Annotated in this window: 26 protein-coding genes; 11 read left to right on the forward strand and 15 right to left on the reverse strand. The window is 71.7% G+C overall.

From position 1 onward, the window contains the following. Positions 1–619: 619 nt before the first annotated feature. A complete protein-coding gene (locus IE246_RS14030) occupies positions 620–1,132 on the reverse strand; it encodes an Lrp/AsnC family transcriptional regulator (protein ID WP_189990659.1) in 513 nt (170 codons plus the stop codon). Positions 1,133–1,332: 200 nt separating this feature from the next. Here IE246_RS14030 and IE246_RS14035 point away from each other — a divergent pair, with 200 nt between their 5' ends. Then, positions 1,333–1,686 (forward strand): ribbon-helix-helix domain-containing protein, encoded by a 354-nt coding sequence (locus IE246_RS14035; protein ID WP_189990661.1) that lies wholly within the window; start codon positions 1,333–1,335, stop codon positions 1,684–1,686. Between the two features lie 29 nt (positions 1,687–1,715). Here the strand turns inward: IE246_RS14035 and IE246_RS14040 are convergent, their stop codons facing one another. From IE246_RS14040 to IE246_RS14085, 10 genes are all read right to left on the reverse strand, one after another. Then, the gene (locus IE246_RS14040; RefSeq protein WP_189990663.1) at positions 1,716–2,576 is read right to left on the reverse strand and encodes a TIGR01459 family HAD-type hydrolase; all 861 of its coding nucleotides are present in this window, start codon (positions 2,574–2,576) and stop codon (positions 1,716–1,718) included. A 32-nt stretch (positions 2,577–2,608) separates the two neighbouring features. After that, positions 2,609–3,865 carry an EAL domain-containing protein gene (locus IE246_RS14045; RefSeq protein WP_189990664.1) on the reverse strand — a complete coding sequence of 419 codons (1,257 nt, stop codon included), beginning with the start codon at positions 3,863–3,865 and terminating at the stop codon, positions 2,609–2,611. Then, on the reverse strand, positions 3,810–4,883 hold the full coding sequence (locus tag IE246_RS14050; RefSeq protein WP_189990666.1) for a quinone-dependent dihydroorotate dehydrogenase: 1,074 nt from the start codon (positions 4,881–4,883) through the stop codon (positions 3,810–3,812). The genes IE246_RS14045 and IE246_RS14050 overlap by 56 nt, the downstream gene beginning before the upstream one ends. Positions 4,884–4,983: 100 nt before the next feature. Beyond that, on the reverse strand, positions 4,984–5,994 hold the full coding sequence (locus IE246_RS14055; RefSeq protein WP_189990668.1) for an FAD:protein FMN transferase: 1,011 nt from the start codon (positions 5,992–5,994) through the stop codon (positions 4,984–4,986). 10 nt (positions 5,995–6,004) lie between these two features. Continuing rightward, positions 6,005–6,541 carry a nitrous oxide reductase accessory protein NosL gene (locus IE246_RS14060; protein ID WP_189990670.1) on the reverse strand — a complete coding sequence of 179 codons (537 nt, stop codon included), beginning with the start codon at positions 6,539–6,541 and terminating at the stop codon, positions 6,005–6,007. Then, positions 6,538–7,365, reverse strand: a complete 828-nt coding sequence (locus tag IE246_RS14065; protein ID WP_189990672.1) for an ABC transporter permease subunit — start codon at positions 7,363–7,365, stop codon at positions 6,538–6,540. The genes IE246_RS14060 and IE246_RS14065 overlap by 4 nt, the downstream gene beginning before the upstream one ends. After that, positions 7,362–8,279 (reverse strand): ABC transporter ATP-binding protein, encoded by a 918-nt coding sequence (locus tag IE246_RS14070; RefSeq protein WP_189990674.1) that lies wholly within the window; start codon positions 8,277–8,279, stop codon positions 7,362–7,364. Before IE246_RS14070 ends, IE246_RS14065 begins: the two co-directional genes overlap by 4 nt. Beyond that, positions 8,276–9,535, reverse strand: coding sequence for a nitrous oxide reductase family maturation protein NosD (locus tag IE246_RS14075; protein ID WP_229837128.1), 1,260 nt, complete (start codon positions 9,533–9,535; stop codon positions 8,276–8,278). Before IE246_RS14075 ends, IE246_RS14070 begins: the two co-directional genes overlap by 4 nt. Before the next feature lie 25 nt (positions 9,536–9,560). Then, positions 9,561–11,477: a TAT-dependent nitrous-oxide reductase gene (nosZ, locus tag IE246_RS14080; protein ID WP_189990677.1), complete on the reverse strand. Its 1,917-nt coding sequence runs from the start codon at positions 11,475–11,477 to the stop codon at positions 9,561–9,563. Between the two features lie 33 nt (positions 11,478–11,510). Continuing rightward, entirely contained in the window at positions 11,511–13,778 is a 2,268-nt protein-coding gene (locus tag IE246_RS14085; protein ID WP_189990678.1) for a NosR/NirI family protein, read from the reverse strand. 150 nt (positions 13,779–13,928) lie between these two features. Between IE246_RS14085 and IE246_RS14090 the strand changes: the two genes are divergently transcribed. From IE246_RS14090 to IE246_RS14105, 4 genes are all read left to right on the forward strand, one after another. Beyond that, entirely contained in the window at positions 13,929–14,855 is a 927-nt protein-coding gene (locus tag IE246_RS14090; RefSeq protein ID WP_189990680.1) for a ferritin family protein, read from the forward strand. A gap of 118 nt (positions 14,856–14,973) precedes the next feature. Then, positions 14,974–15,438 (forward strand): pseudoazurin, encoded by a 465-nt coding sequence (locus IE246_RS14095; RefSeq protein WP_189990682.1) that lies wholly within the window; start codon positions 14,974–14,976, stop codon positions 15,436–15,438. Between the two features lie 95 nt (positions 15,439–15,533). Next, on the forward strand, positions 15,534–16,145 hold the full coding sequence (gene mog / locus IE246_RS14100) for a molybdopterin adenylyltransferase (RefSeq protein ID WP_189990684.1): 612 nt from the start codon (positions 15,534–15,536) through the stop codon (positions 16,143–16,145). Continuing rightward, complete coding sequence (locus IE246_RS14105) at positions 16,142–16,657, forward strand: DUF2249 domain-containing protein (protein ID WP_189990686.1); 516 nt, start codon at positions 16,142–16,144, stop codon at positions 16,655–16,657. The genes mog and IE246_RS14105 overlap by 4 nt, the downstream gene beginning before the upstream one ends. A 22-nt stretch (positions 16,658–16,679) precedes the next feature. Here the strand turns inward: IE246_RS14105 and ubiV are convergent, their stop codons facing one another. The 3 genes from ubiV to ubiT are packed head-to-tail and all read right to left on the reverse strand — an operon-like array spanning position 16,680 to position 19,122. Beyond that, positions 16,680–17,567: a ubiquinone anaerobic biosynthesis protein UbiV gene (ubiV, locus tag IE246_RS14110; protein ID WP_189990688.1), complete on the reverse strand. Its 888-nt coding sequence runs from the start codon at positions 17,565–17,567 to the stop codon at positions 16,680–16,682. A 38-nt stretch (positions 17,568–17,605) separates the two neighbouring features. Further along, positions 17,606–18,583: a ubiquinone anaerobic biosynthesis protein UbiU gene (gene ubiU, locus IE246_RS14115; protein ID WP_189990690.1), complete on the reverse strand. Its 978-nt coding sequence runs from the start codon at positions 18,581–18,583 to the stop codon at positions 17,606–17,608. Beyond that, positions 18,574–19,122 (reverse strand): ubiquinone anaerobic biosynthesis accessory factor UbiT, encoded by a 549-nt coding sequence (gene ubiT / locus IE246_RS14120; RefSeq protein WP_189990692.1) that lies wholly within the window; start codon positions 19,120–19,122, stop codon positions 18,574–18,576. Before ubiT ends, ubiU begins: the two co-directional genes overlap by 10 nt. Before the next feature lie 121 nt (positions 19,123–19,243). Here ubiT and IE246_RS14125 point away from each other — a divergent pair, with 121 nt between their 5' ends. Beyond that, entirely contained in the window at positions 19,244–20,758 is a 1,515-nt protein-coding gene (locus IE246_RS14125) for a UbiD family decarboxylase (protein WP_189990694.1), read from the forward strand. Continuing rightward, a complete protein-coding gene (locus tag IE246_RS14130) occupies positions 20,755–21,345 on the forward strand; it encodes a UbiX family flavin prenyltransferase (protein WP_189990696.1) in 591 nt (196 codons plus the stop codon). Before IE246_RS14125 ends, IE246_RS14130 begins: the two co-directional genes overlap by 4 nt. Before the next feature lie 7 nt (positions 21,346–21,352). Here the strand turns inward: IE246_RS14130 and IE246_RS14135 are convergent, their stop codons facing one another. After that, the gene (locus IE246_RS14135; RefSeq protein ID WP_189990698.1) at positions 21,353–22,414 is read right to left on the reverse strand and encodes an NnrS family protein; all 1,062 of its coding nucleotides are present in this window, start codon (positions 22,412–22,414) and stop codon (positions 21,353–21,355) included. A gap of 355 nt (positions 22,415–22,769) precedes the next feature. Between IE246_RS14135 and eutB the strand changes: the two genes are divergently transcribed. The 4 genes from eutB (at position 22,770) to IE246_RS14155 (ending at position 26,792) form a co-directional block, all read left to right on the forward strand. Beyond that, entirely contained in the window at positions 22,770–23,771 is a 1,002-nt protein-coding gene (gene eutB, locus IE246_RS14140) for a hydroxyectoine utilization dehydratase EutB (protein WP_189990700.1), read from the forward strand. Beyond that, positions 23,764–24,756 (forward strand): cyclodeaminase, encoded by a 993-nt coding sequence (locus IE246_RS14145; RefSeq protein WP_189990702.1) that lies wholly within the window; start codon positions 23,764–23,766, stop codon positions 24,754–24,756. Before eutB ends, IE246_RS14145 begins: the two co-directional genes overlap by 8 nt. Next, entirely contained in the window at positions 24,740–25,267 is a 528-nt protein-coding gene (locus IE246_RS14150) for an Lrp/AsnC family transcriptional regulator (RefSeq protein WP_189990704.1), read from the forward strand. Before IE246_RS14145 ends, IE246_RS14150 begins: the two co-directional genes overlap by 17 nt. A gap of 139 nt (positions 25,268–25,406) precedes the next feature. Further along, complete coding sequence (locus tag IE246_RS14155) at positions 25,407–26,792, forward strand: aminotransferase (protein ID WP_189990706.1); 1,386 nt, start codon at positions 25,407–25,409, stop codon at positions 26,790–26,792. The last annotated feature ends 18 nt before the right edge of the window (positions 26,793–26,810 follow it).

Here is a 26,810-nt window from a genome sequence, read left to right on the forward strand (position 1 = left end):
AAGAAAGACGCCAAATCACCAAACAATAAGCGACGAGCTTTGCGAGCTGCGCGGCAATCTCAATGTAGTGCTGAAAGTCGACCATGGCTTTCTCCTTCGCCGGATTTTGGACACACCTCGCCTGCGCGAGACAGATTTCCAAAAGTCCGGACTGATCGGAGTTAGCTCATTCCATGGTCTCCACATTGCCGTGCGCACAGATATCGTGCGTGGAGTTGTATGTAAGAAGGGCAGACTGAGGCTGCAACCCCTCATCGATTGGCATTGCTAATTTGAGGCGGTCGATGACCATGACAGTGAAACACTACCAATTTCCGTCTCATGGCCGTGTCGGCGAATGCCCCCACTGACGTCGACCGGACTGATCGTCGCGGTGCTTCCGGCCTGAAAGGCTCGTCATCTGAAACAGTTCTGAGTGGGGCTGGTTCGGATGACAATCGGCGTCGCCACGAAGCGTCCGCTTCGGGTCGACGCCGGCCGCCCGGGTGTCGGAGACTCCGCCAGCCGACACAGCCCGTCACACGCCTCCGACGCCTCGGCAGCGTAGGCCGGCCCTTCGCGGCCCGACTTCGTCGGGCACCTCAGGGCGACAGGTGTCTGGGAGAAAACCCCGAAGGGCTCAGCCGGCGTTCTCGAACGCGATCGGCGGCAGCTGCGGCCCGACCCGGACGCTCGGCCCGGCCATCACCATCTTGGCCTTGACCGGCGACGACAGCACGATCGAGGTCGTGGTCTCGCCGTAGGTCCGGAGCTGGGCGATCACGTGCTCCAGGTGGACCATCGACGACACGATCACCTTGATCATGTAGCTGTCCTGGCCGGTGACGTGATGGCACTCCTGCACCTCGGCCAGGGTGTGCGCCATGGTGGCGATGCGGTTGTGGTGCTCGCCGGTCACCTTGAGGTGGATGAAGGCGGTGGTCGGGTAGCCGAGCTTGGACGGCTCCACCAGCGCGCGGTAGCCGGTGATGATCCCGGAATCCTCCATGCGGCGCACCCGCTCGGCGACCGCCGGCGAGGACAGGCCGACCCGGCGGCCGAGTTCGCTGAACGACAGGCGGGCGTCCTCCTGCAGAACCCGAAGCAGCTGCCAGCCGACCTTGTCGAGCTGGCCCTCAAGCTCTCCCGCCATGACCCAAATCCCTTGGATTTCAACGTAGTAATTATTCTATGGCATTACTCGGGCCGGCACAAGCAGAACGCCGGACGGCGACAGTGTTCGCACCGGCCGTCGACCTTCTCCACCGGACTCCCGATCCGGGCGAAACATGGCTAACATGACCCGGCGCCCGAGCCACGGCAGCGGCGGCCCGGATTCCACGACTGTGTTCCATGCAGGAGGCGGACCTGAACAGCGACGGCAAGAACCGCCACCGGCTGCGCCGGAACGTGACCATCGGCGAGCGCCGGACCAGCGTCAGCCTCGAGGGGCATGTCTGGCTCGGCCTGTCGGATGTCTGCCAGCGCGAGGCGATCGACATCGATGCGCTGTGCACCGAGGTCGACCGGCGGCGGGTGCGATCGTCGATGTCGTCCGCGCTTCGCGTGTTCCTGCTGCTCTACTTCCGCGGCCTCGCGGAGGCGATCGGCAACCACCACGCCGCCGGCCGGCCGGACGGGGCCGGGCACCTGGCAATGGCCCTCGACGTGTTCAGCGCCGGCGAGCAGCTGCGCGAGGCCGCCTGATCGCGGTCGCCCGCCCTGCGGCACCCGGCCTACCAGGCGAGGCGATCGGCGACCCAGCGCGGCAGCGGACCCGGCGTCGCCAGGAAGCCCCGCAGGCGGTCGTCGGCGAGCTGTCCGTCGACCAGCAGGACGTCGCCGTGCACGCCGTCCGCCAGCAGCAGCGAATCGATGCCGGCCGCCACCGCTCCGGCGACGTCGGTCGCCCGGTTGTCGCCGACCACCAGCACCCGCTCGGGCGCCACGCCGAGCACCGCGACCGAGCGCTCGAACACCGGCGCGTGCGGCTTGCCGTGATAGTGCACGAACCCGCCCAGTTCCTCGTAGCGCTCGGCCAGCGCGCCGGCATGGATCAGCCGCACGCCCTGCTCGATCACCACCTTGTCCGGGTTGGCGCAGATCATCGCCAGCCCGCGCTCGACCCCGCGCCGCAAGGCCGCCTCGTAGTCGGCGACCGCGTGCAGGCCGCTGGCCGGGCCGGCGTTCAGGATCCAGTCGGCGGCCTCCAGGTCGGCGGTCGACTCGAAGCCGGTGCCGGGCAGGATGTGCGGGAAGCGGCCGGGGTCGAAGCCGTAGGCGAGCGGGCCGAGGCCGGCGTGGAAGGCGTCCGGGCGGTCGCGCAGATAGCGGTGGCTCTCGCCGCCGGAGGTGATGACCTCGCGATACATCGAGGCCGGAATGCCGATGCCCCGGAGACGCTCGGCGACCGTCGCGGCCGGACGCGGCGAGTTCGACAGCACGACCACCGGCTTGCCGGCGGCGGCCAGACGCTCCAGCACCTCGACCGCCTGCGGGTAGGCCGCACCGCCGTCGTACAGCGTGCCCCAGACGTCGAAGACATAGCCGTCATAGCGGTCGGCGATCGCCGCCAGACCGTCGATCCTGTCGAACATTCAACCCTCTCGGTGTATCGGCGGACAGCGGGTCAACGCGCACCGGCCAGCGGTCGCGGCTCCCCGAACAGGTATCCCTGACCGAAGTCGACGCGCAGCTCCAGCATGTCGAGCAGCATGTCCTCGCTCTCGATCTTCTCGACGATCAGGTCCATGGCGTTGCGGTCGAGCGCGCCCTTCAGCGCCCGCATGTCCAGCACCGGATCGTCGCCGCGCGCCAGCTCGTGCAGCATGTGGGCGCCGACCTTGATGTAGCGGAAGCCCTGGCCGGCCAGGTCCTCCAGGTCGAGGTCCATGTCGGTGACCTGGTCCATCGAGAACCGGTAGCCGCAGCCGCGCAGCCGCTCCAGGTTCATGCGGGTGACGTAGTCGCCGGCGGCGATGCTGGCCTGGTCGAACTCGAAGATCAGGGTCTCCGCGAGCTGCCGGTTCTCGGCCATGAACGCGATGAAGTCCTGGAAGAAGTCGGCGTCGGCCAGGGAGTGGCTGGAGATGTTGCAGAAGAAACCGACGTCCGGCTGGTCGCGGCGCGCCCGGCGCACCAGCTGTACGCAGCGCACCAGCAGCAGGTTGTCGATCGCCGCCACCAGGCCGGCGCGCTCGGCCACCGGGATGTACTGCTCCGGCGTGATCAGCTTGCCGTCCTCGGTGACGATCCGCGAATAGCACTCGTAGAACCGGCGCTTGCGCTGCGGCAGGCTGACCACCGGCTGCAGGTACAGCTCGACCTTCTCCTCGCGCAGCCCGCGCTCGACCGCCTCCAGCAGCTGGGCCTCGCCAAGCACCACGGTCGGGGCGGTCGCGTGCCTGATCTCGGCCCCGCCGGCCGGCCTGCCCTCGGGGCCGGCGATCACCTTGCCGGCGACCGCCGCCTGCTTCTTCTCCGACAGCTGGCGCAGCAGGCCGCCCAGGACCTTGAGCTCCGACGACAGCCGCTCGGCGTCCGGCATGTCGTCGAGCCGGACCCGCAGCGTGTCGAGCTCGGCCCGGGTCGCCTCGGCCTCGTCGTGCAGGGTGTCGACGTCGCGGACCAGCGTGCGGATCCGCGCCTCCAGCGCCCGCATCCGCAGGCGCTGGGCGACGACGGCGTGCAGCACGACCGCGACCGCGGCGAGGCCGATCCCGGTCTCGGCCGCCGGCGCCAGTTCCAGCCACGCAGCACCGGCACCGCCGGCGGCGGCCAGGGCCAGATAGACGACGGCGATCAGGACGTGGCCGAGAATGGCGATGCTCCTAGTCGTGGGCGAGCCGCTCGGCGTCCAGGCCGACCGCGTCCTCGATCCGCGCAAGGCCGTCCGCCGCCATCAGCCCCGCGAGCTCGTCGCGGATCCGGTGGAACAGCCCCGGTCCCTTATACACCAGCGCCGTGTACAGCTGCACCAGTCGGGCGCCGGCCCGGATCTTGGCATAGGCGGTCGCCCCGTCCTCGATCCCGCCGACCCCGACCAGCGGCAGCCGGCCGGCGGCGGCCCGGTAGGCGCGGGCCAACACCCGGGTCGACGGCGCGAACAGCGGCCGGCCGCTCAGGCCGCCGGCCTCGCCGCGGGCGGCGCTTTGCAGCGACTCGGGCCGGGCGATCGTGGTGTTCGAGACGATCAGCCCGTCGACGCCGCGCTCCACCGCGGTGCCGACGATCGCCTCGAGCTGGCCGTCGGCGAGGTCGGGGGCGATCTTCAGCAGCACCGGCGGGGCGGTCTCGCCGCACGCCTCGCCGCGGGCCTGCAGGGCCGCGGTCAGCAGCCGGCCGAGCTGGCCCTCGCCCTGCAGGTCGCGCAGGCCGGGGGTGTTGGGCGAGGACACGTTGATGGTCACGTAGTCGGCCAGCGGCGCCAGCATCCGCATGCCGTAGGCGTAGTCGTCCACCGGGTCGGCGGTGTCCTTGTTGGCGCCGATGTTGATGCCGACGATGCCGGACCGCGGGTCGCGCCGGGCGAGCCGCGCGGCCGCCGCCTCCAGCCCGTCGTTGTTGAAGCCGTTGCGGTTGATCACCGCCCGGTCCTGCGGCAGCCGGAACAGCCGGGGACGCGGGTTGCCGGCCTGCGGGCGCGGCGTGACGGTGCCGACCTCGACCGCCCCGACGCCGAGCCGCAGCAGTGCCCGCCAGCACTCGGCCGACTTGTCGAAGCCGGCGGCCAGGCAGACCGGGTGCGGGAAATCCAGGCCGAACACCCGCTGGCCGAGACCGGCCGGGACCGGCGAGCGGTCGACCGGGCCGAAGCCGGCGGCGAGGGTGCGGACCGTGAGGCGATGCGCGGTCTCCGGGTCGAGGCAGCGCATCGCCGGCATGGCGAGATCGAACAGCGTCATGGCGGCGGACGGTAGTCGCGGCCGCGGCCGTCGGCAAGCGGGAGTGGCGGCGGTGCGCGGGCTGTCGCTCGGCACGCGCCGACGTGCACGGCCGCGGCGTCTACACGATCCGTGCGACTTGCCCAGACGACAGACGATAGACGTCGACCCCGCCGATCTGCCGCACCACTGCGCGGATCTCGTTCCGGTCCATCAGCGAGAACGCCGTCGACAAGGCGTCGGCGAGCGTCGCGTCCGGCGCCGCGACCGTGGTTCCCCGGAGTACCGGCGCCGTCCGGCCGGTACGCGGGTCGATCAGGTGGCCGTACCGGCCGGCCGGATCGAAGACCGTCCCGTATCCGCCGGAGGACGCGACCGCGCGTTCGAAGCACTCCAGGGTCGCCAACGAACGTGCCGGGTCGGTCGGGTCGGCGACGCCGACCCGCCAGGGCCGGCCGGCGCCACGGTCGCCCACCGTGCGCGTTTCGCCGAGATCGAGCAGCATCCGCTCCACCCCGTTGCGCCGAAGCACCGCCGCCACGCGGTCGGTCACGTAACCCTGGGCGATGCCGTTGAGAGTGACGGCCATGCCCGGGCGCGCGAAGGCGATCTCCCGCGGCTCGACCCCGACGCCCCGCCAGTCGACCAGCGGCAGCAGGTCGGACACCACGGGCAGCCGGTCGGCGCCCGGTTCCGCGAAGTGATCGCGGTAGCGCTGCCAGAGCGGCTGTACCGTCACGTCGAAGGCGCCGCCGCTCGCCCGGCTGATCTCGCCTGCCCGTGCCAGCAACTCGACCAGTTCGATCGGCGGGTCCGGCAGCCGGCCGGCCCTGTTCAGGGCGACGACGGCGGAATCCGGCCGGTACAGGCTGAAGATCGCTTCCAGCCGCTCGATTTCCCGCACCGCGAGCCCGACCAGCCGCCGTGCCTCCGCCGGGTCCGGGTGCAGCACTCGGATCGAGGCCCGGGCACCCAGGGCGACACCCCGCCAGACACACGGTTCGACACTCCCAGCCTGTGCCTGCGGGCCACCAGGCAACAACGCGACACCGGTCGCCGCCCCGGCGATCGCCAGGAAGCGTCGGCGTCCGCACGCCGCAGCGGCGGTATCAGTCGGTTGAGCTGTCGTCATGGTCGGGTTCCTAGTGACGGGTGGGGGCGGACGCCAGTCCGCCGTCGGCGCCGAGGACGAGGTTCGCCGGCACCTCGCCGAATCGGTAGATCGTACCGCCGTTGACCTGTCGGAAGCGTTCCGCGGCGGCCCGGTCGGCGAACGGAACCACCTCCCGGGCACCCATGCCGCCGACCGCGGTGCCGCCGGCGACGAACACCGCGTCACGGGCCTGGACCCAGGCGCCCGGCGACGGCTCGCGGCCGTCGGTCGAGCGCCCCATGTCGCTGACGTAGAGCGCCACCACGGTCCGCGGCTCGCCCGGCAGGATGGTGAACGCCAGGGCATCGCGCACCGAGGTGAACCACAACGGTTCCGACTGCCCGCGCAGGAACACCTGCCCCTTCGGGCCGGGGTGCTCGGCCACCGCCATGCCGCAGAAATAGCCGACCGAGTCCGGTCCCGGCTCGCGCGGCGTCGGCAGGGTCGCGACCTGGCCACCCTCTCCGCAGGCTGCCAGTCCCAGCACGGCCGTCAGCGCCAGCAACGCCGTCCGCATGAACTTCATGGATGCCTCCTGTTGAAGACCGCCACCGCGGCCGCCAGCGGCAGCACGATCCAGCCGGCGAGCGCGCCGTACAGCACGGCGACCGGCATGCTGCCGGCGTCGCCGGGCGCGCTCATGCCGGCGAGCAGAGCCGCCGCACCGTCGCCGGTCAGGTTGATCAGCCGGTACACGTCGGCCGGGTTGAAGAGCAGCAGGACGTCGAGCGCGCTGCCGCTCAGCACCGTTCCCTGGTCGACCACCAGGACGCCGAGCAGCGCGGAATCGTAGAGCAGCACGAAGAACAGCCAGAGCCCGACCGCGAGGCCGGCGGCCGTCGGCCGCTCGCGCACCGCGATGCTGGCCAGGCTGCCGAGCGCGACGAACGCGACACCCAGCATGACCGACGTCCCGATCAGCCCGGCATAGGCCCGCCAGTCCTCGGCGTCGGCCGGCACCGTCGCGGCCAGCAGCACGCCGGCGGCGCCGTACCCGGCGACCGTCGCCAGCGCCAGGGTCGCGCCGTGACCGAGGAACTTCCCGAGCACCACCTGCCAGCGCGCCACCGGATGCGCCAGCAGCAGCAGCAGGGTGCCGCGCTCGGCCTCGCCGACGATCGCGTCGAAAGACAGCAGCAGGGCCAGCAGCGGCACCAGGAAGATGGTCAGGCTGGCGAGGCTGACCACCACCACCGCGACCGGCGAGGCGCCGACGGTTCCGGTCGGTGCACTGCCGAGCAGCACCAGGCTGAGCGCGAGGGCCGCCAGGATCAGCGTGGTCGCGGCGGCCCAGCGGTTGCGCAGGCCGGCCCGGATCTCCTGTCCGGCGATCACCATGAGGGCGTTCACGGGCGGTCTCCTCCGGTCAGATGGCGGTACAGGGCCTCCAGGCCCGGGCTTTCGATCTCGACGTCCTCGATCACCTCGCGCAGGCCGTCGAGGGCGTGGATCACGTCGGCCCGGTGCGCCGGGTCGACGGCCAGGTCGAGGTGCTCGGGGTCGCGCGCCAGCACCGTCGCCCAAGCCGCGACGGCGTCGAGCACGCGTTGCGTCGTGCAGTGCCGCACCGTGAGGCGGACCCGGACGGGCATCGGTGCCCGGCGCCGCAGGGCGGCCACGTCGCCGGCCGCGATCAGCCGGCCGCGATGCAGCATCGCCACCCGGTCGACCCGGGACTCGACCTCCGCGAGCGCATGGGTCGAGAGCAGGACCAATGCCCCCCGGTCGCGCAGCTCGGCGATGGTGTCGTAGACCTGCCGGCGGGAGTCCGGGTCGAGCCCGGAGGTCGGCTCGTCGAGCAGCAGGATGCCGGGCTCGCCGATCAGCGCCTGGGCCAGGCCCAGGCGTTGCCGCATGCCCTTCGAGTAGGTGCCGACCCGGCGATCGGCCGCCTCGGAGAGCCCGACCCGGTGCAGGATCCCCGGATTGGCCTTCACCGGCGCGTTCTTCAGCCGCGCGTAGAAGGCCAACAGCTCGGTGCCGGTCATCGCCGCGTGAAACGCCACGCTTTCCGGCAGGAAGCCGAGCCGGGCGCGAACCCGCGCGCCGTGCCGGCCCGCCGGGTCCTCGCCGAGCACCCGGACCGTTCCGGCGGTCGGCCGGATCAGCCCGAGGATCAGCTTCATCAGCGTCGTCTTGCCGGCGCCGTTGTGCCCGACCAGGGCCACGGTCTCGCCGGCGTCCGCCCGCAGACTGACGTCGTCGAGGGCCGACAGGCGCCCGTAGCGCCGGGAGACGTGCTCCAGGGTGATCGTCGGTGTCATGGTTCGGACCTTCCGATGTCCGGCGGTGTCATCAGCGGCGCCGTGTCGACCACGCCGCCGGGGTACAGCGCCGGCAGGCGGGCCTGGGCGAAGCGCAGCACGGTGACCGCCGGGCTGTTGATCAGCAGCTTGGCCTGTGGGTGCCGCCACAGCAGCTCGTCGACGATGTCGTTCGGGCGGTACTCGCGGTCGGCGATGCCGTCGCCGTCGAGGTCGAAGGCCGGGTTGTCGCTCCAGTAGTTGCCGCGCCCCTCGTACGCCCAGACCACCCGGCGGGTTCCGACGTATTTCACCTGCGTCCGGTTGCCGACGAAGGCGTTCCCGGTGATCCGGTTGCGCTCCGCCCCGGCGGTGAAGTGGATGCCGATGGGGCAGCCCTCGAACCGGTTGCCTTCGATCCGGTTGCGGTGCGCGTTGTAGATGAACAGGCACTTGCCGGCGCTGTCGCGCACGACGTTGCCGGTGATCCGCGAGCCGTTGACGTAGTTCATCAGCAGCCCGTGCTCGCGGTCGCCGGTGCTGACGTTGCCGCGGACCTCGAGATTGTCCGAGAACATCAGCGCCCAGCCGACATGGTTGCCGGTCGAGCGGTTGCCGACGATCCGGCTGTCGTGGGTGTACATGTAGTGGATGGCGAACCGCAGGTCGGCGAAGCGGTTGCCTTCGAAGGTGTTGTCGCGGCTGGTGTTCACGAAGATGCCGTCGCGCCCGTAGCGGATGTCGTTGCCGACCACGGCGGCTCCCGGCGCGTTCCAGATCGACACCCCGTTCCCGGCCTCCGAGATCCTCAGGTCGCGGCGGCCGCGGATGACGTTGTCCTCGACCCGCGAGCCGGCGGCGCCGTGCAGGTAGACCCCGAACAGGTTGCCGTCGAGCCGGTTGCCGACGATCGTGGCGCGTCCCGCGGTCCGGGTGACCAGGACCGCCGAGTCCATCGCCGGGACGTCGGTGCCGGAGCCCCGGATGGTCAGCCCTTCGACCCGAACGCCGGGCGCGGTGAGCGTGACCACGCTGCCGGCGCCGGTGCCTTCCAGCACCGCCCCCGGCTCGCCGACCAGGGTCAGCGGCCTGTCGACGGTGACCGGCCCGGCGTGCCGGCCGGGCGCCAGGCGCACGACGTCGCCCGGTGCCGCCGCCGCGACCGCAGCCGGCAGGTCGCCGCCCGCCGGCACCCGATGCTCGGCGGCGGTCCCCGGCGCCGCCTCGGCCGAAGCCGCGACGGCCGCCAGGGCCATGCCGACGAGTAGCTGGCGCATCCTCGTCATCGACCGACGCCTCCGGCTACGCCGCCCGCGGCTCGACGAGCATGCGGCCCTTCATCTCCATGTGCAGGGCGTGGCAGAACCACTGGCAGTAGAACCAGTGCACACCCGGCCGGTCGGCGGTGAAGGTTATGGACGCGGTCGCCTGCGGCGGCACCTCCATGGCGACGCCGTGGTTGGTCAGGGTGAAGCCGTGGGTCAGGTCCTCGACCTCGTCGATGTTGGTGACGTAGACCGTCACCTCGTCGCCCTGCCTGACCGTGAACTTCTCCAGGCTGAACGCCGGCGCCACCGAGTACATGTAGACCCGCACCTTGTTGCCGTCGCGGATCACGTCGGCCGCCTCCTCCAGCACCACGCCGTCGGCCGCCGCCTGCTTCTTGGCGTCGTCGAACAGCGGGTCGTTGCGGTCCCAGACGTGGACCGGGCTGACCTTGGAGCGGTGGACGATGGTGGCGTCATGCGGCTCGGCGAAGCTCGGCCCGTCATGCACCAGCTTCATCTCGTCGCCGGAGATGTCGATCAGCTGGTCGCACTCGGGCTTCAGCGGGCCGACGTTCAGGAACCGGTCCTTGGAAAACTTGTTCAACGAGATCAGCCACTTGCCGTCCGCCTCCTTGGTCTGCCCCATGGAGGTGTGGTTGTGGCCGGGCTGGTAGTGGACGTCGAGCTTCTGGACGATCGGGTCGACGTCCTTGCCGGCGAACTTCTGGATCGCCTTCTCGAGGTTCCACTTGCAGATCTGGCTGTCGATGAACAGCGTCGTGTAGCAGTTGCCGCGGCCGTCGAAGGCGGTGTGGAGCGGGCCGAGGCCCAGTTCCGGCTCGGCGACGATGACGCCGCGCGGCTCGATCTTGTCCTCGAACAGGTCGTCGAACCGGCGCACGTCCATGACGCTGACGGTCGGCGACAGCTTGCCGTTGGCGACCACGTGGATGCCGTCCGGCGCCGTGTTGATGCCGTGCGGGCTGTTCGGGATCGGGACGTAGCGGGTGTAGCGCGAGCCCTTGCGGCCGTCGATCACCGGCACGCCGTTGTACTCCTTGTAGTCGCCCTTCTTCACCGCCTCCTCGATGCGGGCGATGTTGAAGACCACCACCCAGTCCTGCTCCGCCGCGGTCATCTCCGCGAGCGTGACGCCGCCCTCGGAGTTGTAGCTGGTCGAGAAGCAGTACTTGCCCTGGTAGTCGGCATCGACGTTGTCGAGGTTGCCGTCGACCATGACCTGCCAGGCGATCTTCATGGTGTCGCCGTCGATGGCGGTGAAGATGCCGTGGTACTTGCCCGGCTCGTCCAGGACCGAGCCGTCGTTCGGCAGCGGCAGCCGGTCCTCGCCGTTGGCGAACACGTAGCCGGTGCGCGGGTACTTCTGCACGCGCAGGCCGTGCACCGCTTCCATGTTCGGGATCTCGATGATCTTGTCGCACTTCATGACGTCGCAGCGCACCCGCGCGACCCGCGAGTTCGCCTTGTCGTTCACGAAGACGTAGCGACCGTCGTAGGTGCCGTCGGTGAACGACATGTGCGGGTGGTGCAGGTCGCCGTTCAGGTACACGCCGCCGCGCTTGGCCAGGTACTCCCTGGTTTCCGGCAGCAGGCCCTCGGTCAGGATCTTCCGGCTCTCGTTGGTGTCGCCCCAGCCGGTCGCGCTGCACCGGTTGAACACCGGCACCCGCATCAGCTCGCGCATCGACGGCAGGCCGACGATCCGGAGCTCGCCGGACTGGCCGCTCGAGAAGAACACATAGTACTCGTCGAGTTCGCCCGGCCCGACCTCGGCCTTCTGGGCGGCGGCGTGGGCCGCACCCGGCGCCAGCAACGCGCCTCCCGCGAAGCCCGAGGCGCCGGTGAGCCCGGCCAGTGTCGCCGCCTTCGCGGTGGTCCCCAGCAGGTCGCGCCGGCTGACGCCCGCGGCTTGATCGATCGTCTTGGCCATGTCGGATCCCCTTTCAGTGGCCGTTGTCGTGAACTAGAGCTTGTCCGCGGCGATGCGCGGCCGTTCTGCCGGCCGTGCGCCGAGGCTCGGCGATGCCATCGCCGCCCGCTTCTCCCGCTTCAGTCGCTTCTGGATCACGACCGGGCACTTGCGGTCGTGTCGGTACAGGACCTGGCAGTGCAGGCAGGAGATGCATTCGTTGGGGTTGATGTGCCCTTCCGGGTGGATCGCCTCGACCGGGCACTCGTTGAAGCAGCGCATGCAGGGGTTGCCGCACTCGCGGTAGCGCTTCAGCCAGTCGAACATCCGCATCCGGCCCGGGATCGCCAGGGCGGCCCCCAGCGGACACAGGTAGCGGCAGAAGAACCGCTCGACGAACAGGCCGGCGCCGAGCAGCGCCAGGGCGAAGGCGACGAACCACCACTCGCGCATGAACCGCAGGACGATCGCGGTCTTGAACGGCTCGATCTCGGCCAGCTGCTCGGCCGTCGCCAGCGAGCTCAGCGACACCCCGAACAGCACCAGGAAGATCACGTACTTGATCGGCCACAGCCGCTCGTGCACCGCCCACGGTACCTTGAGCTGCGGCACCTTCAGCAGCTTGGCACCGCGGTTGGCGAGCTCCTGCAGGGCGCCGAACGGGCACAGCCAGCCGCAGAACGGTCCCCGCCCCCAGAACAGCAGGGCCGCCGCGACCGAGAACCACAGGATGAAAATCAGCGGGTCGACCAGGAAATGCGACCACTGGAAGTCGGTGCGCAGCGAGTTCAGGAACGCCAGCACGTTGACGATCGAGAGCTGCGCCTGCGCCACCCAGCCCAGCCAGAACAGCGTCATCGCCAGGTAGCCGAGCCGGATCCGGTCGAACAGCTTCTCGTGCTTCACCAGCACATCCTGGAAGAAGAAGATCCCGGTCAGCGCCGCCAGCATGGCGCCTAGCACGACGATCGAGACGACCTTGCTGCGCCAGATCCGCTGCCAGAGCGGAACCGCCGGCTCGCTCTCCGTCGCCGCGGTCTGTCCGGCTGCGGCGGCCGGCGCTGCCGGGGACGACGGGGCCGCCGTCGCGGCGGCCGGAGCCTTCGGCTGCACGGTCCTGGCGTAAGGTTCGGGCAGGCGGTAGTCGAGCGCGAAGCTGGTGAACGCCTTGTCGAGCGCCCCGGTGGCGCGCTGCACCAGCAGCTGCAGGCTCCAGGTCTCGGCCGGCTCGAACTGCACGCCGGCCGGCACCCGGAACAGCGCGATCTCCTTGAAGTTCGGGGCGCCCTCGGCCGCGAGGTCGGCGATCCGCTCGTGCTGCTTGTCGCGGAACCGGATCGTCTCGGTGCCCTGCGTCACCTCGATCCGGTCGAACACGCCGCCCCGCACGTAGCCCGATCCCTTGAAGGAATACCGGCCCTCGCCCATCACCAGGATCGCGGCCCCGTCCGGCCCCAGCCGCTTGCGCAACCGCTCGTAGCCGCCGTCGCCGAGCAGGCTGCGACCGATCGCCGGCTGCGAGACCAGGGCGACGTACAGGTCGATGAACCGGTCGGACGGCTCGCCCTTCTCGGGCCGGTCGGCGGCCTTGCGGTTGCCCGAACGCTCGAAGGCGGCGTTGACGTCGCCGACCGAGACGCGCAGCCGCCGCACCGCGCCGTTGCCGAGCAGGGTGTCCCAGTCCGCGGCCTGGCCGCCTTCCGGGTCGACCACGCGACGCGGGCCGACGTCGGCACCGGGTCCGGGATCGCCGAGCACCCGCTGGGCCATCCGGCCGGCCGAGCGGATGACGGTGTCGCCGATCACCAGCACGGTGACCGTCGCCCCCGACACGATGTCGACGTCGGGCGCCGACTCGCCGCGGGCCGCCGCCTGCAGCGGGTTGAAGCCGATCAGCCCGGCGATGTAGTCCTCGATCCGGTCCTCGGGGATGCCGATCAGCACGATCGGCTCGTGGTGCTCCATCAGCTTCGCACCCACCACGGTGCCGGACGGATCGAGGCCGACCAGCGTGTGGATCGGCTTACCGGAATAGCCGGCGGTCCCGACCACGTCGGAGGTCAGGTAGGCGTAGCCGACGACCTTGCCGCCGCTCAGCGCCGGCGCCAGCGGCGGCGCGCCCTCCGGTTCGCCGAAGCGCTCGGCGCCCGGCACCAGCGTCCCGGCGTCGACCTGCGGCAGGAACCGGCCGAGCAGCGGCTCCGCCCGTACCGGTGCGGCCGGCAGGAAGATCGTCGCGACCGCCAGCGCAGCGAGCACAACCCGCAGCCACGGGACGCGGCGGCAATCTGCCCGCAGGTGGAAGGGACGGAAGGTCGGCATGACGGCTCCAGGTCCATGCGCATCGGGGAAGCCCGAGGCGGCGTGAACCTAGCGAGCCGGATCCGCCGGCATGTTGTGCCGGAACAACTTCCCGGCCCGTTGGTCGTGCGATCCTTCGCAGGGTGAGGAAATGCGAGGCTCCGGAAACCGATGACACGTCTCAGCGTCCAGCCACCGACCCGCGTCGCGACCATGGCGGAACTGGTCGGCATCGCCCACGCGATCGAGACCGAGGCGGTGCGCTGCTACGACCGCCTCGCCCGCGAGATGCACCGGCGCGGCGAGTCCGAAACCGCCGCGGCCTTCGAGGCGATGGGCCGCGAGGAGGATGCCCACATCGCCGCGGTCGAGGGCTGGGCCCGGGGCCTCGGGGAATCGGTGCCGGCGGACGACCGGTTCCGCTGGGGGCTGCCGCCCGAACTCGCCGCGAGCTGGGACGAGATCGCCGGCAGCGCGCTCCTGACGCCCTATCGCGCCTACGCGATCGCGGTCGACAACGAGCAGCGCGCTTTCGCCTTCTATGCCTACCTCGTCGCCGCGGCGGAGGATCCGTCGATCGCCCGCGAGGCCGAGGCGCTCGCCCGTGAGGAATTGCGGCATGCGGCAGTCCTGCGGACCTGGCGCCGTGCGGCGTGGCGCAAGGAGCGACAGGAGGGCGGCGGCGACGCCGACCCGGTCGAATCGCTCGCGGGCCTGAACCGCCTGATCGATGCCACCGAAGCCGAAACCGCGGGCTGTCACCGCCTGCTGGCGGAGCGGCTGCGGGCCGCCGGCGATCCGGAGAGCGCGGCCCTGCTCGACGAGCTCGCGGAGCAGGCGGTCGCCCGTACGGCCGCGCCGCCGCCGGCCGGCTGCGAGGCCGAGGAATGCCGGACCCGGCAGCCGGTCGGCCTGCTGCACGCGGCACAGCGGCCGCTCGAGCGGCTGTGCGACGTGCTGGAAGCGACCCTCCTGGCCACTCCGGACCCGGCCATGCTGGCGGCCGCCGAGCGGGCGCTCGACGACACCGTCGCACGGATTGCCAGGATCGGCCGGCGCCTCGAGGCGATCGACCGGCCGGCACCGCCGGGGAAATGAGGAACCGGCCGGTTGTTTGTCCTGGAACAATCCGCCGGTCGCCGCTTGCCGGTACGACCGCCTCAACGCCCGTGTGACGGGTTCACCGGGATCCGAAACTCAGGAAGGGAATTCGACAATGCGCAAGCTCGTCATGATCGGCGCTCTCGCCGCTGTCGTGGGAGCCGCCGCGACCACCGGCGCCGCATCGGCCGCCGAAGTCGAGGTCAAGATGCTGAACCGAGGTGCGGCCGGCATGATGGTGTTCGAGCCGGCCTTCGTGAAGATCGCCCCCGGCGACACCGTCCGCTTCGTCGCGGTCGACAAGGGTCACAACGCCGAGTCGATCGACGGCATGCTGCCCGAGGGCGCACAGCCGTTCGCCGGCAAGTTCAACGCCGACCTGGCGGTCACCTTCGAGAAGCCCGGCGTCTACGGCTACAAGTGCAAGCCGCACTACGGCATGGGGATGGTCGGGCTGGTCGCGGTCGGCGACCCAGTGAACGCCGACACTGCCAAGGCCGTCCGGCAGTCCGGCAAGGCCAAGAAGGTGTTCGCCGGCCTGTTCGAGAAGCTCGCCTCGACCGAGACCGCGGCCAAGTAGCGCCGTCGGTCGCGGCCGGCCGGCCGGAGGCCCCCCACCATCCGGCCGGCCGGTCCGACGGTCGATATGGGCGGCCAGCCAGGGAGAACCAATCGATGTCGCTCGCCGATGCCGACCCGATCGCCACCGTGGACTCGCCCTCGAAGGCGATCCCGGTCGGCATCCTGACCGTGTCCGACCGGGCCAGCGCCGGCGTCTATGCCGATGCCGGCGGGGCCGCGGTCGCCGAAGCCTTGGACGAGATCCTCGTCACCCCCTGGCGGGCCTGCGTCCAGCTGGTGCCGGACGACCGTCCGGTCATCGAGCGGGCCCTCGTCGACCTCGCGGACCGGGAGCGGTGCCCGTTGATCGTCACCACCGGCGGCACCGGCCCGGCCCCGCGCGACGTCACGCCGGAGGCGACCGAGGCGGTCTGCGACAAGCTGCTGCCCGGCTTCGGCGAACTCATGCGCTCGATCAGCCTGCGGCACGTCCCGACCGCGATCCTCTCGCGTCAGACGGCGGGCATCCGGGGGGCGTCCCTGATCGTCAACCTTCCGGGCCGCCCGGCGGCGGTCCGCGAGTGCCTGCTCGCGGTGTTCGGCGCGATCCCCTACGGGATCGACCTGATCGGCGGGCCCAGGCTCGATACCGACCCGACGGTCGTACGGGCGTTCCGTCCCGGCGAGCCGAATTCGAACACCCGAACGACGGAGGTTCCGCGATGACCGCGCTTTCCCCCGAGGCGACCTGGCTCGAGCTGGTCTCGACCCACGAGACGACGTTCGAGCGCCTGGTGGCCCACGACCCGAAGATCGCGAAGTTCGGCCGCGTCCTGGGCGACGAGCGGGTGGCCGACCGGCTCACCGTCCAGGACGTCGCGCATATGCTGAACCTGCCGGCCCCCACCTTGCTGGCGGTCGCCGCCGGCGCCGCCGTAGTCGAACCGCCGATCCAGGCGCCGCCGTCCCCTGCGGAAGACGCCGTGAGTACCGGCGCGGTGATGCAGCGGGTGCGGCTCGACCTGCGGCCGGTGTTCGCCGACGGCCACGAACCGCTGGGCCTGATCCTGGACGAGATCGACAGGTTGCCGGACGGCGCCGCCCTGGTGATCGAGGCACCGTTCCACCCGGTGCCGCTGCGCCGGCTGCTCGGGGGACGCGGCTACGACAGCGCCGCCCGGCAGGTCGCGGCGGATCACTGGCGCGTCGCCTTCCGCCGCCCGGCGCCGGCGGCCTAACCTCCGGGCCGCCGACCGGCGCTCAGGCCACCATGCCGGCACCGGCCGTGCCGTGAACGAAGCCGTTGGCGAACGGCACGTCCGGATACAGGCGAGCCAATGCCCGGTGACCCTCCGCCGCGTCGCAACGGCCATCGAGCACGTCCCGGAACACCCGGGCGACCGCGACCATGTCGCAGCGCTGCGGCGACAGGCGCAGCGCTGCGACCCCGGCCCCGGCGAGCGCGACCGCCTCGCCGAGCAGGTCCGCGCAAGTGTGGGATAGCGTCTGCACGCCGTTGACCGCGAGGAACCCGTCGCCGTCGAGCGTGCGCACCGGCAACCCGTCGGGATCGTTCTCGCAGACGAACCGGCAGTTGTCCTTGGCCAGGCCGTGCAGGCGGGCATGATAGCAGCGGGCCGAGATCGCCAGCGGCACGCGACCGAAGGCGAAGACCTCGACGGTGACGGCCGGCAGCGTGCCGGCGATCGTCCGGATCGACGCCATCGGCAGCTCCGGCGGCAGCGACAGGCGGCGGGCGCCGCGCTCGGCGAGCCAGGCCGCGGTCGCCTCGTTGTAGACGTTGACGAACGGCCCGACGGCATGCGGCTTTCCCTGCAGGTATCGCAGGCAGGTCAGGTCGTTGGCCTCGACCATGAACGCCCCGCTTTCGGCCAGCTCCGCCGCCTGCCGGCGCTCGCGCGGCAGTGAGATCAGGATCGCCGAGCCGAGCAGCACCCGCTTGCCGGCCGCGCTCAGCCGCTCCGCGACCGCCGGCAGATGCTCCGCGAAGAACGGCGCACGCTTGGAGCAGACGGTCTCGCCGAGCACCACGGTGTCGACCTCGGCCTCGTCGGCGATCCGGAAGTGGAAGTCGCGCCAGTCATCGGGCTGCCAGTTGTACAGCACGGGTCCGAGCGTGAGCTGCATTGCGGTCTCCTCCCCGGTCGGGATCGCGGATCGGGATGTCAACGCCAGGTCTTGCGGTAGGCGCCGGCGGTGGTCGCCTGGCCCTCGGTCAGGTCGGCGAGCGCCGCGGTGTCGATCTCGCGGCCGGCGGCCAGCGCCGCCAGGGCGTCGCGAAAGCCGCCGACGACGCGCTCGGTGTAGGCGCGGCTGCGCTGCCGGCCCTCGATCTTCAGGGCGGTGACCCCGGCGTCGCGCAAAGCCGGCAGCAGGCTCGCGGCGTCGAGGCTGACCGGATCCTCGAACAGGTAGCCGGTCCCGAGATCGGTGGCGAACCGGCCCTTGCACAACGTCGGGTAGCCGGCGGCTTCGCCGGGACCGAAGGCGTTGATGGTGAAGCGGCCGAGCCGCGACAGCATCCGGCCGTCGCGCTCCTCGTAGCGCACATGGCCGGCCGGCGAGCACACCCCCTGCATGTTGGGCGACTGGCCGGTGGCGTAGGACGACAGCGAGCATCGGCCCTCGGCCATCACGCACAGCCCGCCGAACACGAACACCTCGGTCTCGCAGTCGATCTCGCGGACAATCGCGGCGATCTCGGGCACGCTCAGCACCCGCGGCAGCACCACCCGCCGGACTCCGAACGCCTCGACGTAGAAGCCGATGGCGTCCGGGTTGGCGGCCGCCGCCTGCACCGAGACGTGCAGTCGCTGACCGGGGTGCCGGTTGGCCGCGTAGGCCAGCAGGCCGAGATCGGCCAGGATCAGCGCGTCCGCCCCGGCGGCGACCGCGTCGTCGACGGCACGGTGCCAGACCTCGATGGCGCCGGCACGGGGGAAGGTGTTGACGGCGACCAGCACCCGGACGCCGCCGCGATGGGCGTGCTCGATACCGGCGCGCAGCTCGTCGCGGCTGAAGTTCAGACCGGGGAAGTTCCGGGCGTTGGTCTCGTCGCGGAACCCGCAATAGACCGCGTCGGCGCCGGCCGCGACCGCGGCCTTCAGGGCGGCCGGCGTCCCGGCCGGGCAGATCAGTTCCATGAGCGGCTCTCCGTCCGGTGAGCGGCGACCCGGCCCGCCGCCGCGCGGACCCGGCGGAACGCCCGGTCCAGCGGATCGGCGGCCGGGCCCAACGGCGACAGGGCGATCCGCCGCAGGTCGATGCAGGCATCGTCGACGGCGTTGCGCAAAGCGAGCAGCGCCTCCATGTCGCCCTCCACCTGCAGGCTTCGGGAAAAGAACAGGGCGTCGCCGTCGAATGCCCCGTCGACCATGCCGAGCAGCGCCCCAAGCGGCCCGGCGATGCGCACGTCGAGGTCGCGCGGCAGCTGGCGCACCGGGGTCACGCTCGGCGCCGCCGGTCGCGGCTCGAGCACGAAGGCGAACGGCAGGTCGGTCGGATCGAGGCCGAAGCGCTTGGCGGCATGTGGGCCGAGGCGCTCGAACAATTCCGGATGCCGGTCCCGGATCCGGACCGCCAGCATGGCCAGCGGCGGCCTCAGCAGCAACAGGGGCAAGGGGCGCAGGGCGGCGGCGATTGGCGCCGGGACCTGCGGCACGACCGATCCAGCGGGTTGCATACGGTGACCTCCCGGCAATCGGATACCCGGTCCCGGCGTCTCTCGTATTTGCGCTGGCGCAAAGAGCGCCCCGATAGTCCGCGCCACTCATCGGGCTCCGAACGCCCCGAAGGAGACCCCCGTGCTGCGTCGCGAGTTGCCGCCGTTCCGCGACCTGCGCGACTTCGTCGCCCATCTCGACGCCCGCGGCCAGCTGGCGCGCATCCGCGAGCCGGTCTCGGTGGTGCACGAGGCTACCGAAATCCACCGCCGCGTCCTGGCCGAGGGCGGGCCGGCGATCGTCTTCGAGCGCCCGGTGCGGGCCGACGGCTCGCCGTTCGATATGCCGATGCTCGTCAACCTGTTCGGCACGGTCGAGCGGGTGGCCTGGGGACTCGGGATAGCGCCCGGGTCGCTGCCCGACCTGGGCGAGGCTCTGGCGGAACTGCGCGAGCCGCATCCGCCGCGGGGGCTGGACGACGTCTGGCGCAAGCTGCCGCTGGCCCGCGCGGCGCTGTCGATGCGGCCGCGCGGCACCGGATCGGCACCGGTGCAGCGCCGGACCGCGACCGGCGCCTCGGTCGACCTCACGCGCCTGCCGGTCGCCACCCACTGGGCCGGCGAGCCGGCGCCGCTGATCACCTGGCCGCTGGTGGTCACCCGGCCGCCCGGCCCGTCGTCGGTCGACGAGGGCAATGTCGGGGTGTACCGGATGCAGGTGCTGGGCCGGGACCGGGCGCTGGTCCGCTGGCTGCCGCATCGCGGCGGCGCCCGCCATCACCACCAGTGGCGGGCCGAGGGTCGCGACATGCCGGTGGCGATCGTCGTCGGCGCCGATCCGGCGACCGTCCTCGCGGCCGTGCTGCCGCTGCCGGAGAACCTGTCGGAGCTTCGGTTCTCAGGCCTGCTGCGGGGCGAGCGGCCGCGGCTGACCCCGTGCGCGACGGTGCCGCTGATGGTGCCGGCGGATGCCGAGATCGTCATCGAGGGGATCGTGCCGGTCGACGAGACCGCGCCGGAGGGCCCGTACGGCGACCACACCGGCTACTACAACTCGGTGGAGCCGTTCCCGGTCGTCCGGGTCACCGCGGTCACCACGCGCCAGGACCCGATCTACCTCTCGACCTACACCGGCCGGCCGCCGGACGAGCCGTCGCGCATCGGCGAGGCGCTGAACCCGCTGTTCCTGCCGCTGGTCCGCCGCCAGTTCCCCGAGATCGTCGACCTCTGGCTGCCGCCCGAGGCCTGCTCGTACCGCATCGCGGTCTGCTCGATCGCCAAGCGCTACCCCGGCCACGCGCGGCGGCTGATGCTCGGGCTGTGGTCCGCGCTGCCCCAGCTCGTCTACACCAAGCTGCTGATCGTCGTGGACCCGGACGTCGACGTCCGCGACTGGGCCGACGTCATGTGGGCGGTCTCGACCCGTTCCGACGCCATGCGCGACCTCGTGACCCTCGCGGACACGCCGATCGACTACCTGGACTTCGCGTCGCCGAAGCCCGGTCTCGGCGGCAAGCTCGGGATCGACGCGACCAACAAGATCGGCGCCGAGACCGAGCGGGAATGGGGGCGGCCGGTGGAGATGCCGCCCGAAGTCGTGACGCGGATCGACGCGTTGTGGCCGACCCTCGGCCTGGCCGGCAGGAGGACGGGATGACGGCGCGGCGACCGGTCGTGGTGGGACTCAGCGGCGCATCGGGCGCCGCGATCGGCGTGCGGGTCGTCGAGCTGCTGGCCGGTGCCGGCATCGCGGTGCACCTGGTGGTGTCGACGGCGGCCGAGCGGACCCTGCGCCACGAGGTCGGGCCGGACGCGCTGCCGCGGATCGCCGGCCTCGCGGCCGTGGTACATCCGGTGGCGGACATCGGGGCGACGATCGCCTCCGGATCGTTCCGTACCGGGGGCATGATCGTGGCGCCGTGCTCGATCCGGACCCTGTCGGCGATCGCGTCCAGCGCCGCGGACAACCTGCTGGTCCGGGCCGCCGACGTGCACCTCAAGGAGCGCCGCCGGCTGGTGCTGATGGTGCGCGAGACCCCGCTCCATCTCGGGCACATCCGGGCCATGGCCCAGGCCTGCGAGATCGGCGCCGTGATCGCGCCCCCGGTGCCGGCGTTCTACCGCAGGCCGCGAACGGTCGAGGACATCGTCGAGCACACCGCGCGCCGGGCGATCGACCTGCTGGACCTGCAGGTCGACGGCCTCGCCGGGCCGGAATGGGCCGGCGACGGCGACCGGCCGTGAGGTGCGATCACCGTCGCAGCAACGCGACGAGACAGAGGATCATCGCGGCGATCCAGGCGATCCCGGCGACCGGGTAGGCGACCGCCGGTTCCCCCTGGCCGAGCACCCGGACCGCGGCGGACACCCCCAGCAAGACCGTCGCCAGGCCGACGGTCCTTGCCGGCAGCGGCAGCCGCGCACGCTGCGCCCGGGTCTTCAGCATCATCGCGACCGTGGCGATCCCGATGCCGCCGATGGTGAGGAGATGCAGCGGCGCGCTCTCCGGCCACGGACCCCAGAGCGCGGCGGCGCCGATCCCGGCCAGGCCGAGGGCGACGAACCCCTGCGACGCCACCAGCGACAGCAGATCGGAGCCGGCCAGGCCGAGGCCGGGCGCCCAGCCGGCCAGCCGAATAGCGATCGCGCCGGCCGCGATCCACGCCGCCGGCGCCAGCAGCGACGGCAGGTCCATGGCCAGACCGACGCCCGCAGCGGCCAGGGCAGCGACCAGCACCCGCTCGAGCCGCGGCTGCGGCGCAATCCGGGACCGGCCCGCCCGCTGCGCCAGGCCGGACAGGGCGGCGCCGGCGATCCGCCCGCCCATCACCACGATGAGCAGGACGACCAGCATGACCGCCGCCCGACCGGCGGCCCGCTCGGCTGCCGGCTCCGCCAGCAGGATCGCCGCCTGCAGGGCGGCGTCGCCGATCCAGAAGGCGGCCAGCACGATCGGAAACACCGCATTCTGGCCGCGCTTCACGGCACGCAGGAAGCCGCGGGACGCCAACAGGACGATCACGCCGGTGGACGCCAGGCCGGCGGCCGCACGCACCGCCTCCGACGCATCCGGCAGAAACCACACGCACCGTGCCGCAAGCCAGGTCACGGCCGCGACCGCGAGTTCCACCCGGCTGGCACGGGTCAGGAGAAATCCCGCGATCACGGCGGCGGCATAGCCGTAGGCGAGCTCGTGGACATGCCATGCCACGGTGACGCCGCCCGGCGACAGGACGGTCCAGATCCCGATGATTGCCGCCCCGTCGACGGCGGCCATCGGGAAGAACAGGTTCTCCGAAGACAGTCTGGTCATCGAGGCTCCGCTCTCGCTGGTCGCGGCATCGTAGCCGACCCGCGCGGGCAGGTCGGACGGAGAAGGTTCGATCGGGTTTCCAATGGGACCGGGGAACTCAGCCCGCGTTGACGGCCGGGTTTCCGGATCGTCGGGGCTTTCGGCATGCGGAATGCCGCCCTGGAGATCGGAGCACGGCTGCAGGACCGATCACTCCCGCCCGTCAGGCCACTCGGCCCCTTTGCGGTCGACGGAGCAAGATCGACCCTCTCTCGTGATTCCGGTGCCGCGAAGCGGACTCCGGGGCTGAATCGCCCGCCGGTGTTCGGTAGTCTCCCCCGACGCCCCACCGCTGTGCATGTCGAGGCCGGACCCGATGACCGACGTCACCCTGCAGTCGATCTACGAGGCGCGCCGGGCGATCCAGGGCGTGGCCTGCCGGACTCCTTTGGTCCCGGCCCACCGGCTCGGCGGCGACGAGCTCGACCTGCGGCTGAAGCTCGAGACCGCGCAGCCGACCGGGGCGTTCAAGCTGCGCGGGGCCGCCAACGCCGCCGCCCGGCTGTCGGCCGAGGCCCTGCGGCGCGGCGTGGTCTGCGCCTCGACCGGCAATCACGGCCGGGCCGTCGCCTACGCCGCCCGGCGGCTGGGCGGGCGGGCGGTGGTCTGCATGTCCAGCCTAGTGCCGCAGAACAAGCTCGACGCCATCCGGGCGCTCGGCGCCGAGACCCGGATCGTCGGCGAGAGCCAGGACGAGGCCCAGGTCGAGGTCGAGCGGCTGGTCGCCGAGGACGGGCTGAGCGAGATCCCGCCGTTCGACCACCCCGACGTGATCGCCGGCCAGGGCACCATCGGCCTGGAGCTGCTGGAGGACTTCCCGGACCTGGACACCGTGGTGGTGCCGCTGTCCGGCGGCGGGCTGATCGCCGGCATCGCCCGGGCGGTGAAGAGCGCGTCGCCGGCGATCAGGGTGATCGGCGTCAGCACGCAGCGCGGCGCCGCCATGCACGCCAGCCTGGAGGCCGGCAGGCCGGTCGAGGTGCGCGAGGAACCGACCCTGGCCGACTCGCTGGGCGGCGGCATCGGGCTGGCGAACCGCTGGACCTTCGCGATGGTCCGCGACCTGGTCGACGACACCGTGCTGGTGTCCGAGGCCGAGATCGCCGCCGCCATGCGCCGGCTGTTCCTGGAGGAGAGCTGGGTCGCCGAGGGCGGCGGCGCGGTCGGCGTGGCCCTGCTGCAGGACCGGCATCGCGCCCGGCTCGGCCGCCGGGTCGCCATGGTGATCTCGGGGCGCGGCATCGACATGGCGATGTTCCGCCGCGTGGTCGACGGCGAGGTGCCGTTCGGCACTGCCATCGGGGCGAGCTATGACTGATGTCCTGGTCCTGACCGAGCGCGAGCTGCGCGCCGCCGTGTCCCTCGACCTTGACGCGGTCGACGTCGTCGAGCGCGCCTTCGCCGGGCTCGGCGCCGGCGGGGTGGTGATGCCGCCGATCCTGTCCATGGCGATCGAGGAGCGCCATGCCGAAGTCGACGTGAAGACCGCCTACGTGCCCGGCCTCGACGGCTTCGCGATCAAGGTCAGCCCGGGTTTCTTCGACAACCCGAAGCGCGGCCTGCCCAGCCTGAACGGCATGATGATCGTGCTCAGCGCCGAGACCGGCATCGTCCAGGCCGCCCTGCTCGACAACGGCTACCTGACCGACGTGCGGACCGCCGCCGCCGGCGCGGTCGCGGCCCGCCACCTGGCGCCGGCGACGGTCCGCCGGGCCGGGGTGCTGGGCGCCGGCCTGCAGGCCGAGCTGCAGATCCGCGCCCTGGCGCTGGTGCGGACGGTGCCGGAGGTACTGGTCTGGGCGCGCGACCCGGCGAAGGCCCGGGCCTATACCGAAAGGATGGCGGCCTCGCTCAGCATTCCGGTCCGGGTCGCCGACAGCCCCGAGGCGGTGGTGCGCGGGTGCGACGTGGTGGTAACCACCACGCCGTCGCGCACGCCGCTGATCGAGGCCGGGTGGCTGCATCCCGGGCTGCACGTCACCGCCATGGGCTCGGACGCGCCCGACAAGAACGAGCTGGCGCCGGCGGTCCTGGCGCGCGCCGACCGGTTCGTGTGCGACCGCCGCAGCCAGTCGGCGGTGCTGGGCGAGCTGCGGTCGGCGATCGCCACCGGGGCGGTGCCCGAGGACTGGCCGGTCGACGAACTCGGCGAGATCGTCGCCGGGACCAAGCCGGGGCGGCGGTCGGCCGACGAGATCACGGTCTGCGATCTGACCGGCACCGGCGTGCAGGACACCGCGATCGCCACCCATGCCCTGCGGGTCGCCCGGGCGAGCGGAGCCGGCCATGTCGTCGAAAACTGAGCGCGGCGGACCGAGGCAACCGCGGCTGGACCGGCACGACGTCGGCATCCTGAAGGCGCTGATGCGCGACGGCCGGATGACCAAGGCGCGGCTGGCCGAGACCGTCAACCTGACCGCCAGCCCATGCTGGGAGCGGCTGAAGCGGCTGGAAGACGCGCGGATCATCACCGGCTATGCCGCCCGGGTCGACGTCAAGAAGCTGGCGCCGGCGACCGTGGTGATGGTCGAGCTGTCCCTGCGCCAGCACCGGGCGGTCGACTTCGAGCGCTTCGAGCGGGCGGTCCGCGAGATCCCGGAGATCGTCGAATGCCAGGCCACCGGCGGCGGCGTCGACTACGTCATGAAGGTGGTCGCCCCCGACGTCGACGCCTATCAGCGGCTGATGGACGACCTGCTGGGCCGCGACCTCGAGATCGAGCGCTACTACAGCTACATCGTCACCAAGTCGGTGAAGGAGACCGCCGAGCTGCCGCTCGACCGGCTGCTCGACGCGGCCGAACCGACGCCATAACCGCAGAAGAATCGTCTGCTCCGCTACCGTCCGGCAGACGAACCGTCGGCGACTCGCGCGTACTTCAGCGGCACCCTCTGCGGCCGATCCCCTAGCCTTGCGGCTTCCGACGAACCGCGACCGGCACGGGGGCTGCACCATGGACGACATCCTCACCACCAACGATCTCGAGACCATCGACCGGGCCCGGGTGTTCCACCCGTCGACCCACGTGTCGCAGTTCACCCGCGGCGAGGCGCCGAGCCGGATCGTCACCGGCGGCTCGGGCATCAGGATCGTCGACCGCGACGGCCGCGAGAGCATCGACGGCTTCGGCGGGCTGTACTGCGTCAACGTCGGCTACGGCCGCCAGGAGATCGCCGACGCGATCCACGCCCAGGCCTCGCAGCTGGCCTACTACCACGCCTATGCCGGGCACTCGAACGAGCAGGTCATCCGGCTGTCCGACCGCATCGTGCGGTCCGCCGGCATGGGCATGAGCCGGGTGTACTACGGCCTGTCCGGGTCCGACGCCAACGAGACCAACATCAAGCTGGTCTGGTACATGAACAACGTGCTCGGCCGGCCGGAGAAGAAGAAGATCATCTCGCGCTGGCGCGGCTACCACGGCTCCGGGATCATGACCGGCAGCCTGACCGGCCTGGCGCTGTTCCACGACGCCTTCGACCTGCCGCGGGCACCGATCCTGCACACCGCCTGCCCGCACTACTGGCGGGGCACCGAGCCCGGCGAGAGCGAGCGCGAGTTCTCGAAGCGGATGGCCGCCGAGCTGGAGGCGACGATCCAGGCCGAGGGGCCGGAGACCGTCGCCGCCTTCATCGGCGAGCCGGTCATGGGCACCGGCGGCATCATCACCCCGCCGGAAGGCTACTGGCAGGAGATCCAGGCGGTGCTCGACCGCCACGACATCCTGCTGATCGCCGACGAGGTGGTCACCGGGTTCGGCCGCACCGGCCAGTATTTCGGCTCGCACACCTACGGCATGAAGCCGGACCTGATCACCATCGCCAAGGGCCTGTCCTCGGCCTACCTGCCGCTGTCCGGCGTGATCGTCGGCGAGCGGGTGTGGCAGGCGCTGGAGCAGGGCGCCGACCAGCTCGGCGTGTTCGGCCACGGCTGGACCTACTCGGCCCACCCGGTGTGCGCGGCGGCCGCCAACGCCAACCTGGACATCGTCGACCGCGAGGACCTGACCGGCAACGCCCGCGACACCGGGGCGTACTTCCAGCGCCGGCTCCACGAGACGTTCGACGACCACCCGATGGTCGGCGAGGTGCGCGGCGTCGGCCTGCTGGCGGCCATCGAGTTCGCGCCGGAGAAGCACGGCGGCTCGCGCTTCGAGGCGGACCTCAAGGTCGGCCCGAAGGTCGCCGCCGCCTGCCTGGAGGAAGGCCTGATCGCCCGCGCCATGCCGCAGGGCGACATCCTCGGCTTCGCGCCGCCGCTGGTGATCACCCGGGCCGAGGTCGACCAGGTGGTCGAGCTGACGAAACGGGCGGTCGACCGGGTGCAGGCCACGCTGTAGGCGCCGGAGCGCGCCGTC

The sequence above is a fragment of the Thalassobaculum fulvum genome, assembly GCF_014652915.1.
GTDB lineage: Bacteria > Pseudomonadota > Alphaproteobacteria > Thalassobaculales > Thalassobaculaceae > Thalassobaculum_A > Thalassobaculum_A fulvum.

Excerpts from the sequence above, each read along its gene's own strand:
- IE246_RS14090 (WP_189990680.1), top strand. The coding sequence starts at position 13,929 with ATGACACGTCTCAGCGTCCAGCCACCGACCCGCGTCGCGACCATGGCG.
- IE246_RS14055 (WP_189990668.1), bottom strand. The coding sequence starts at position 5,994 with ATGACGACAGCTCAACCGACTGATACCGCCGCTGCGGCGTGCGGACGC.
- IE246_RS14130 (WP_189990696.1), top strand. The coding sequence starts at position 20,755 with ATGACGGCGCGGCGACCGGTCGTGGTGGGACTCAGCGGCGCATCGGGC.
- IE246_RS14085 (WP_189990678.1), bottom strand. The coding sequence starts at position 13,778 with ATGCCGACCTTCCGTCCCTTCCACCTGCGGGCAGATTGCCGCCGCGTC.
- IE246_RS14070 (WP_189990674.1), bottom strand. The coding sequence starts at position 8,279 with ATGACACCGACGATCACCCTGGAGCACGTCTCCCGGCGCTACGGGCGC.
- ubiV (WP_189990688.1), bottom strand. The coding sequence starts at position 17,567 with ATGCAGCTCACGCTCGGACCCGTGCTGTACAACTGGCAGCCCGATGAC.
- IE246_RS14135 (WP_189990698.1), bottom strand. The coding sequence starts at position 22,414 with ATGACCAGACTGTCTTCGGAGAACCTGTTCTTCCCGATGGCCGCCGTC.
- mog (WP_189990684.1), top strand. The coding sequence starts at position 15,534 with ATGTCGCTCGCCGATGCCGACCCGATCGCCACCGTGGACTCGCCCTCG.
- IE246_RS14105 (WP_189990686.1), top strand. The coding sequence starts at position 16,142 with ATGACCGCGCTTTCCCCCGAGGCGACCTGGCTCGAGCTGGTCTCGACC.
- IE246_RS14095 (WP_189990682.1), top strand. The coding sequence starts at position 14,974 with ATGCGCAAGCTCGTCATGATCGGCGCTCTCGCCGCTGTCGTGGGAGCC.
- ubiU (WP_189990690.1), bottom strand. The coding sequence starts at position 18,583 with ATGGAACTGATCTGCCCGGCCGGGACGCCGGCCGCCCTGAAGGCCGCG.
- IE246_RS14050 (WP_189990666.1), bottom strand. The coding sequence starts at position 4,883 with ATGACGCTGTTCGATCTCGCCATGCCGGCGATGCGCTGCCTCGACCCG.
- IE246_RS14150 (WP_189990704.1), top strand. The coding sequence starts at position 24,740 with ATGTCGTCGAAAACTGAGCGCGGCGGACCGAGGCAACCGCGGCTGGAC.
- IE246_RS14060 (WP_189990670.1), bottom strand. The coding sequence starts at position 6,541 with ATGAAGTTCATGCGGACGGCGTTGCTGGCGCTGACGGCCGTGCTGGGA.
- IE246_RS14075 (WP_229837128.1), bottom strand. The coding sequence starts at position 9,535 with ATGCGCCAGCTACTCGTCGGCATGGCCCTGGCGGCCGTCGCGGCTTCG.
- nosZ (WP_189990677.1), bottom strand. The coding sequence starts at position 11,477 with ATGGCCAAGACGATCGATCAAGCCGCGGGCGTCAGCCGGCGCGACCTG.
- IE246_RS14040 (WP_189990663.1), bottom strand. The coding sequence starts at position 2,576 with ATGTTCGACAGGATCGACGGTCTGGCGGCGATCGCCGACCGCTATGAC.
- ubiT (WP_189990692.1), bottom strand. The coding sequence starts at position 19,122 with ATGCAACCCGCTGGATCGGTCGTGCCGCAGGTCCCGGCGCCAATCGCC.
- IE246_RS14145 (WP_189990702.1), top strand. The coding sequence starts at position 23,764 with ATGACTGATGTCCTGGTCCTGACCGAGCGCGAGCTGCGCGCCGCCGTG.
- IE246_RS14155 (WP_189990706.1), top strand. The coding sequence starts at position 25,407 with ATGGACGACATCCTCACCACCAACGATCTCGAGACCATCGACCGGGCC.
- IE246_RS14035 (WP_189990661.1), top strand. The coding sequence starts at position 1,333 with ATGCAGGAGGCGGACCTGAACAGCGACGGCAAGAACCGCCACCGGCTG.
- eutB (WP_189990700.1), top strand. The coding sequence starts at position 22,770 with ATGACCGACGTCACCCTGCAGTCGATCTACGAGGCGCGCCGGGCGATC.
- IE246_RS14030 (WP_189990659.1), bottom strand. The coding sequence starts at position 1,132 with ATGGCGGGAGAGCTTGAGGGCCAGCTCGACAAGGTCGGCTGGCAGCTG.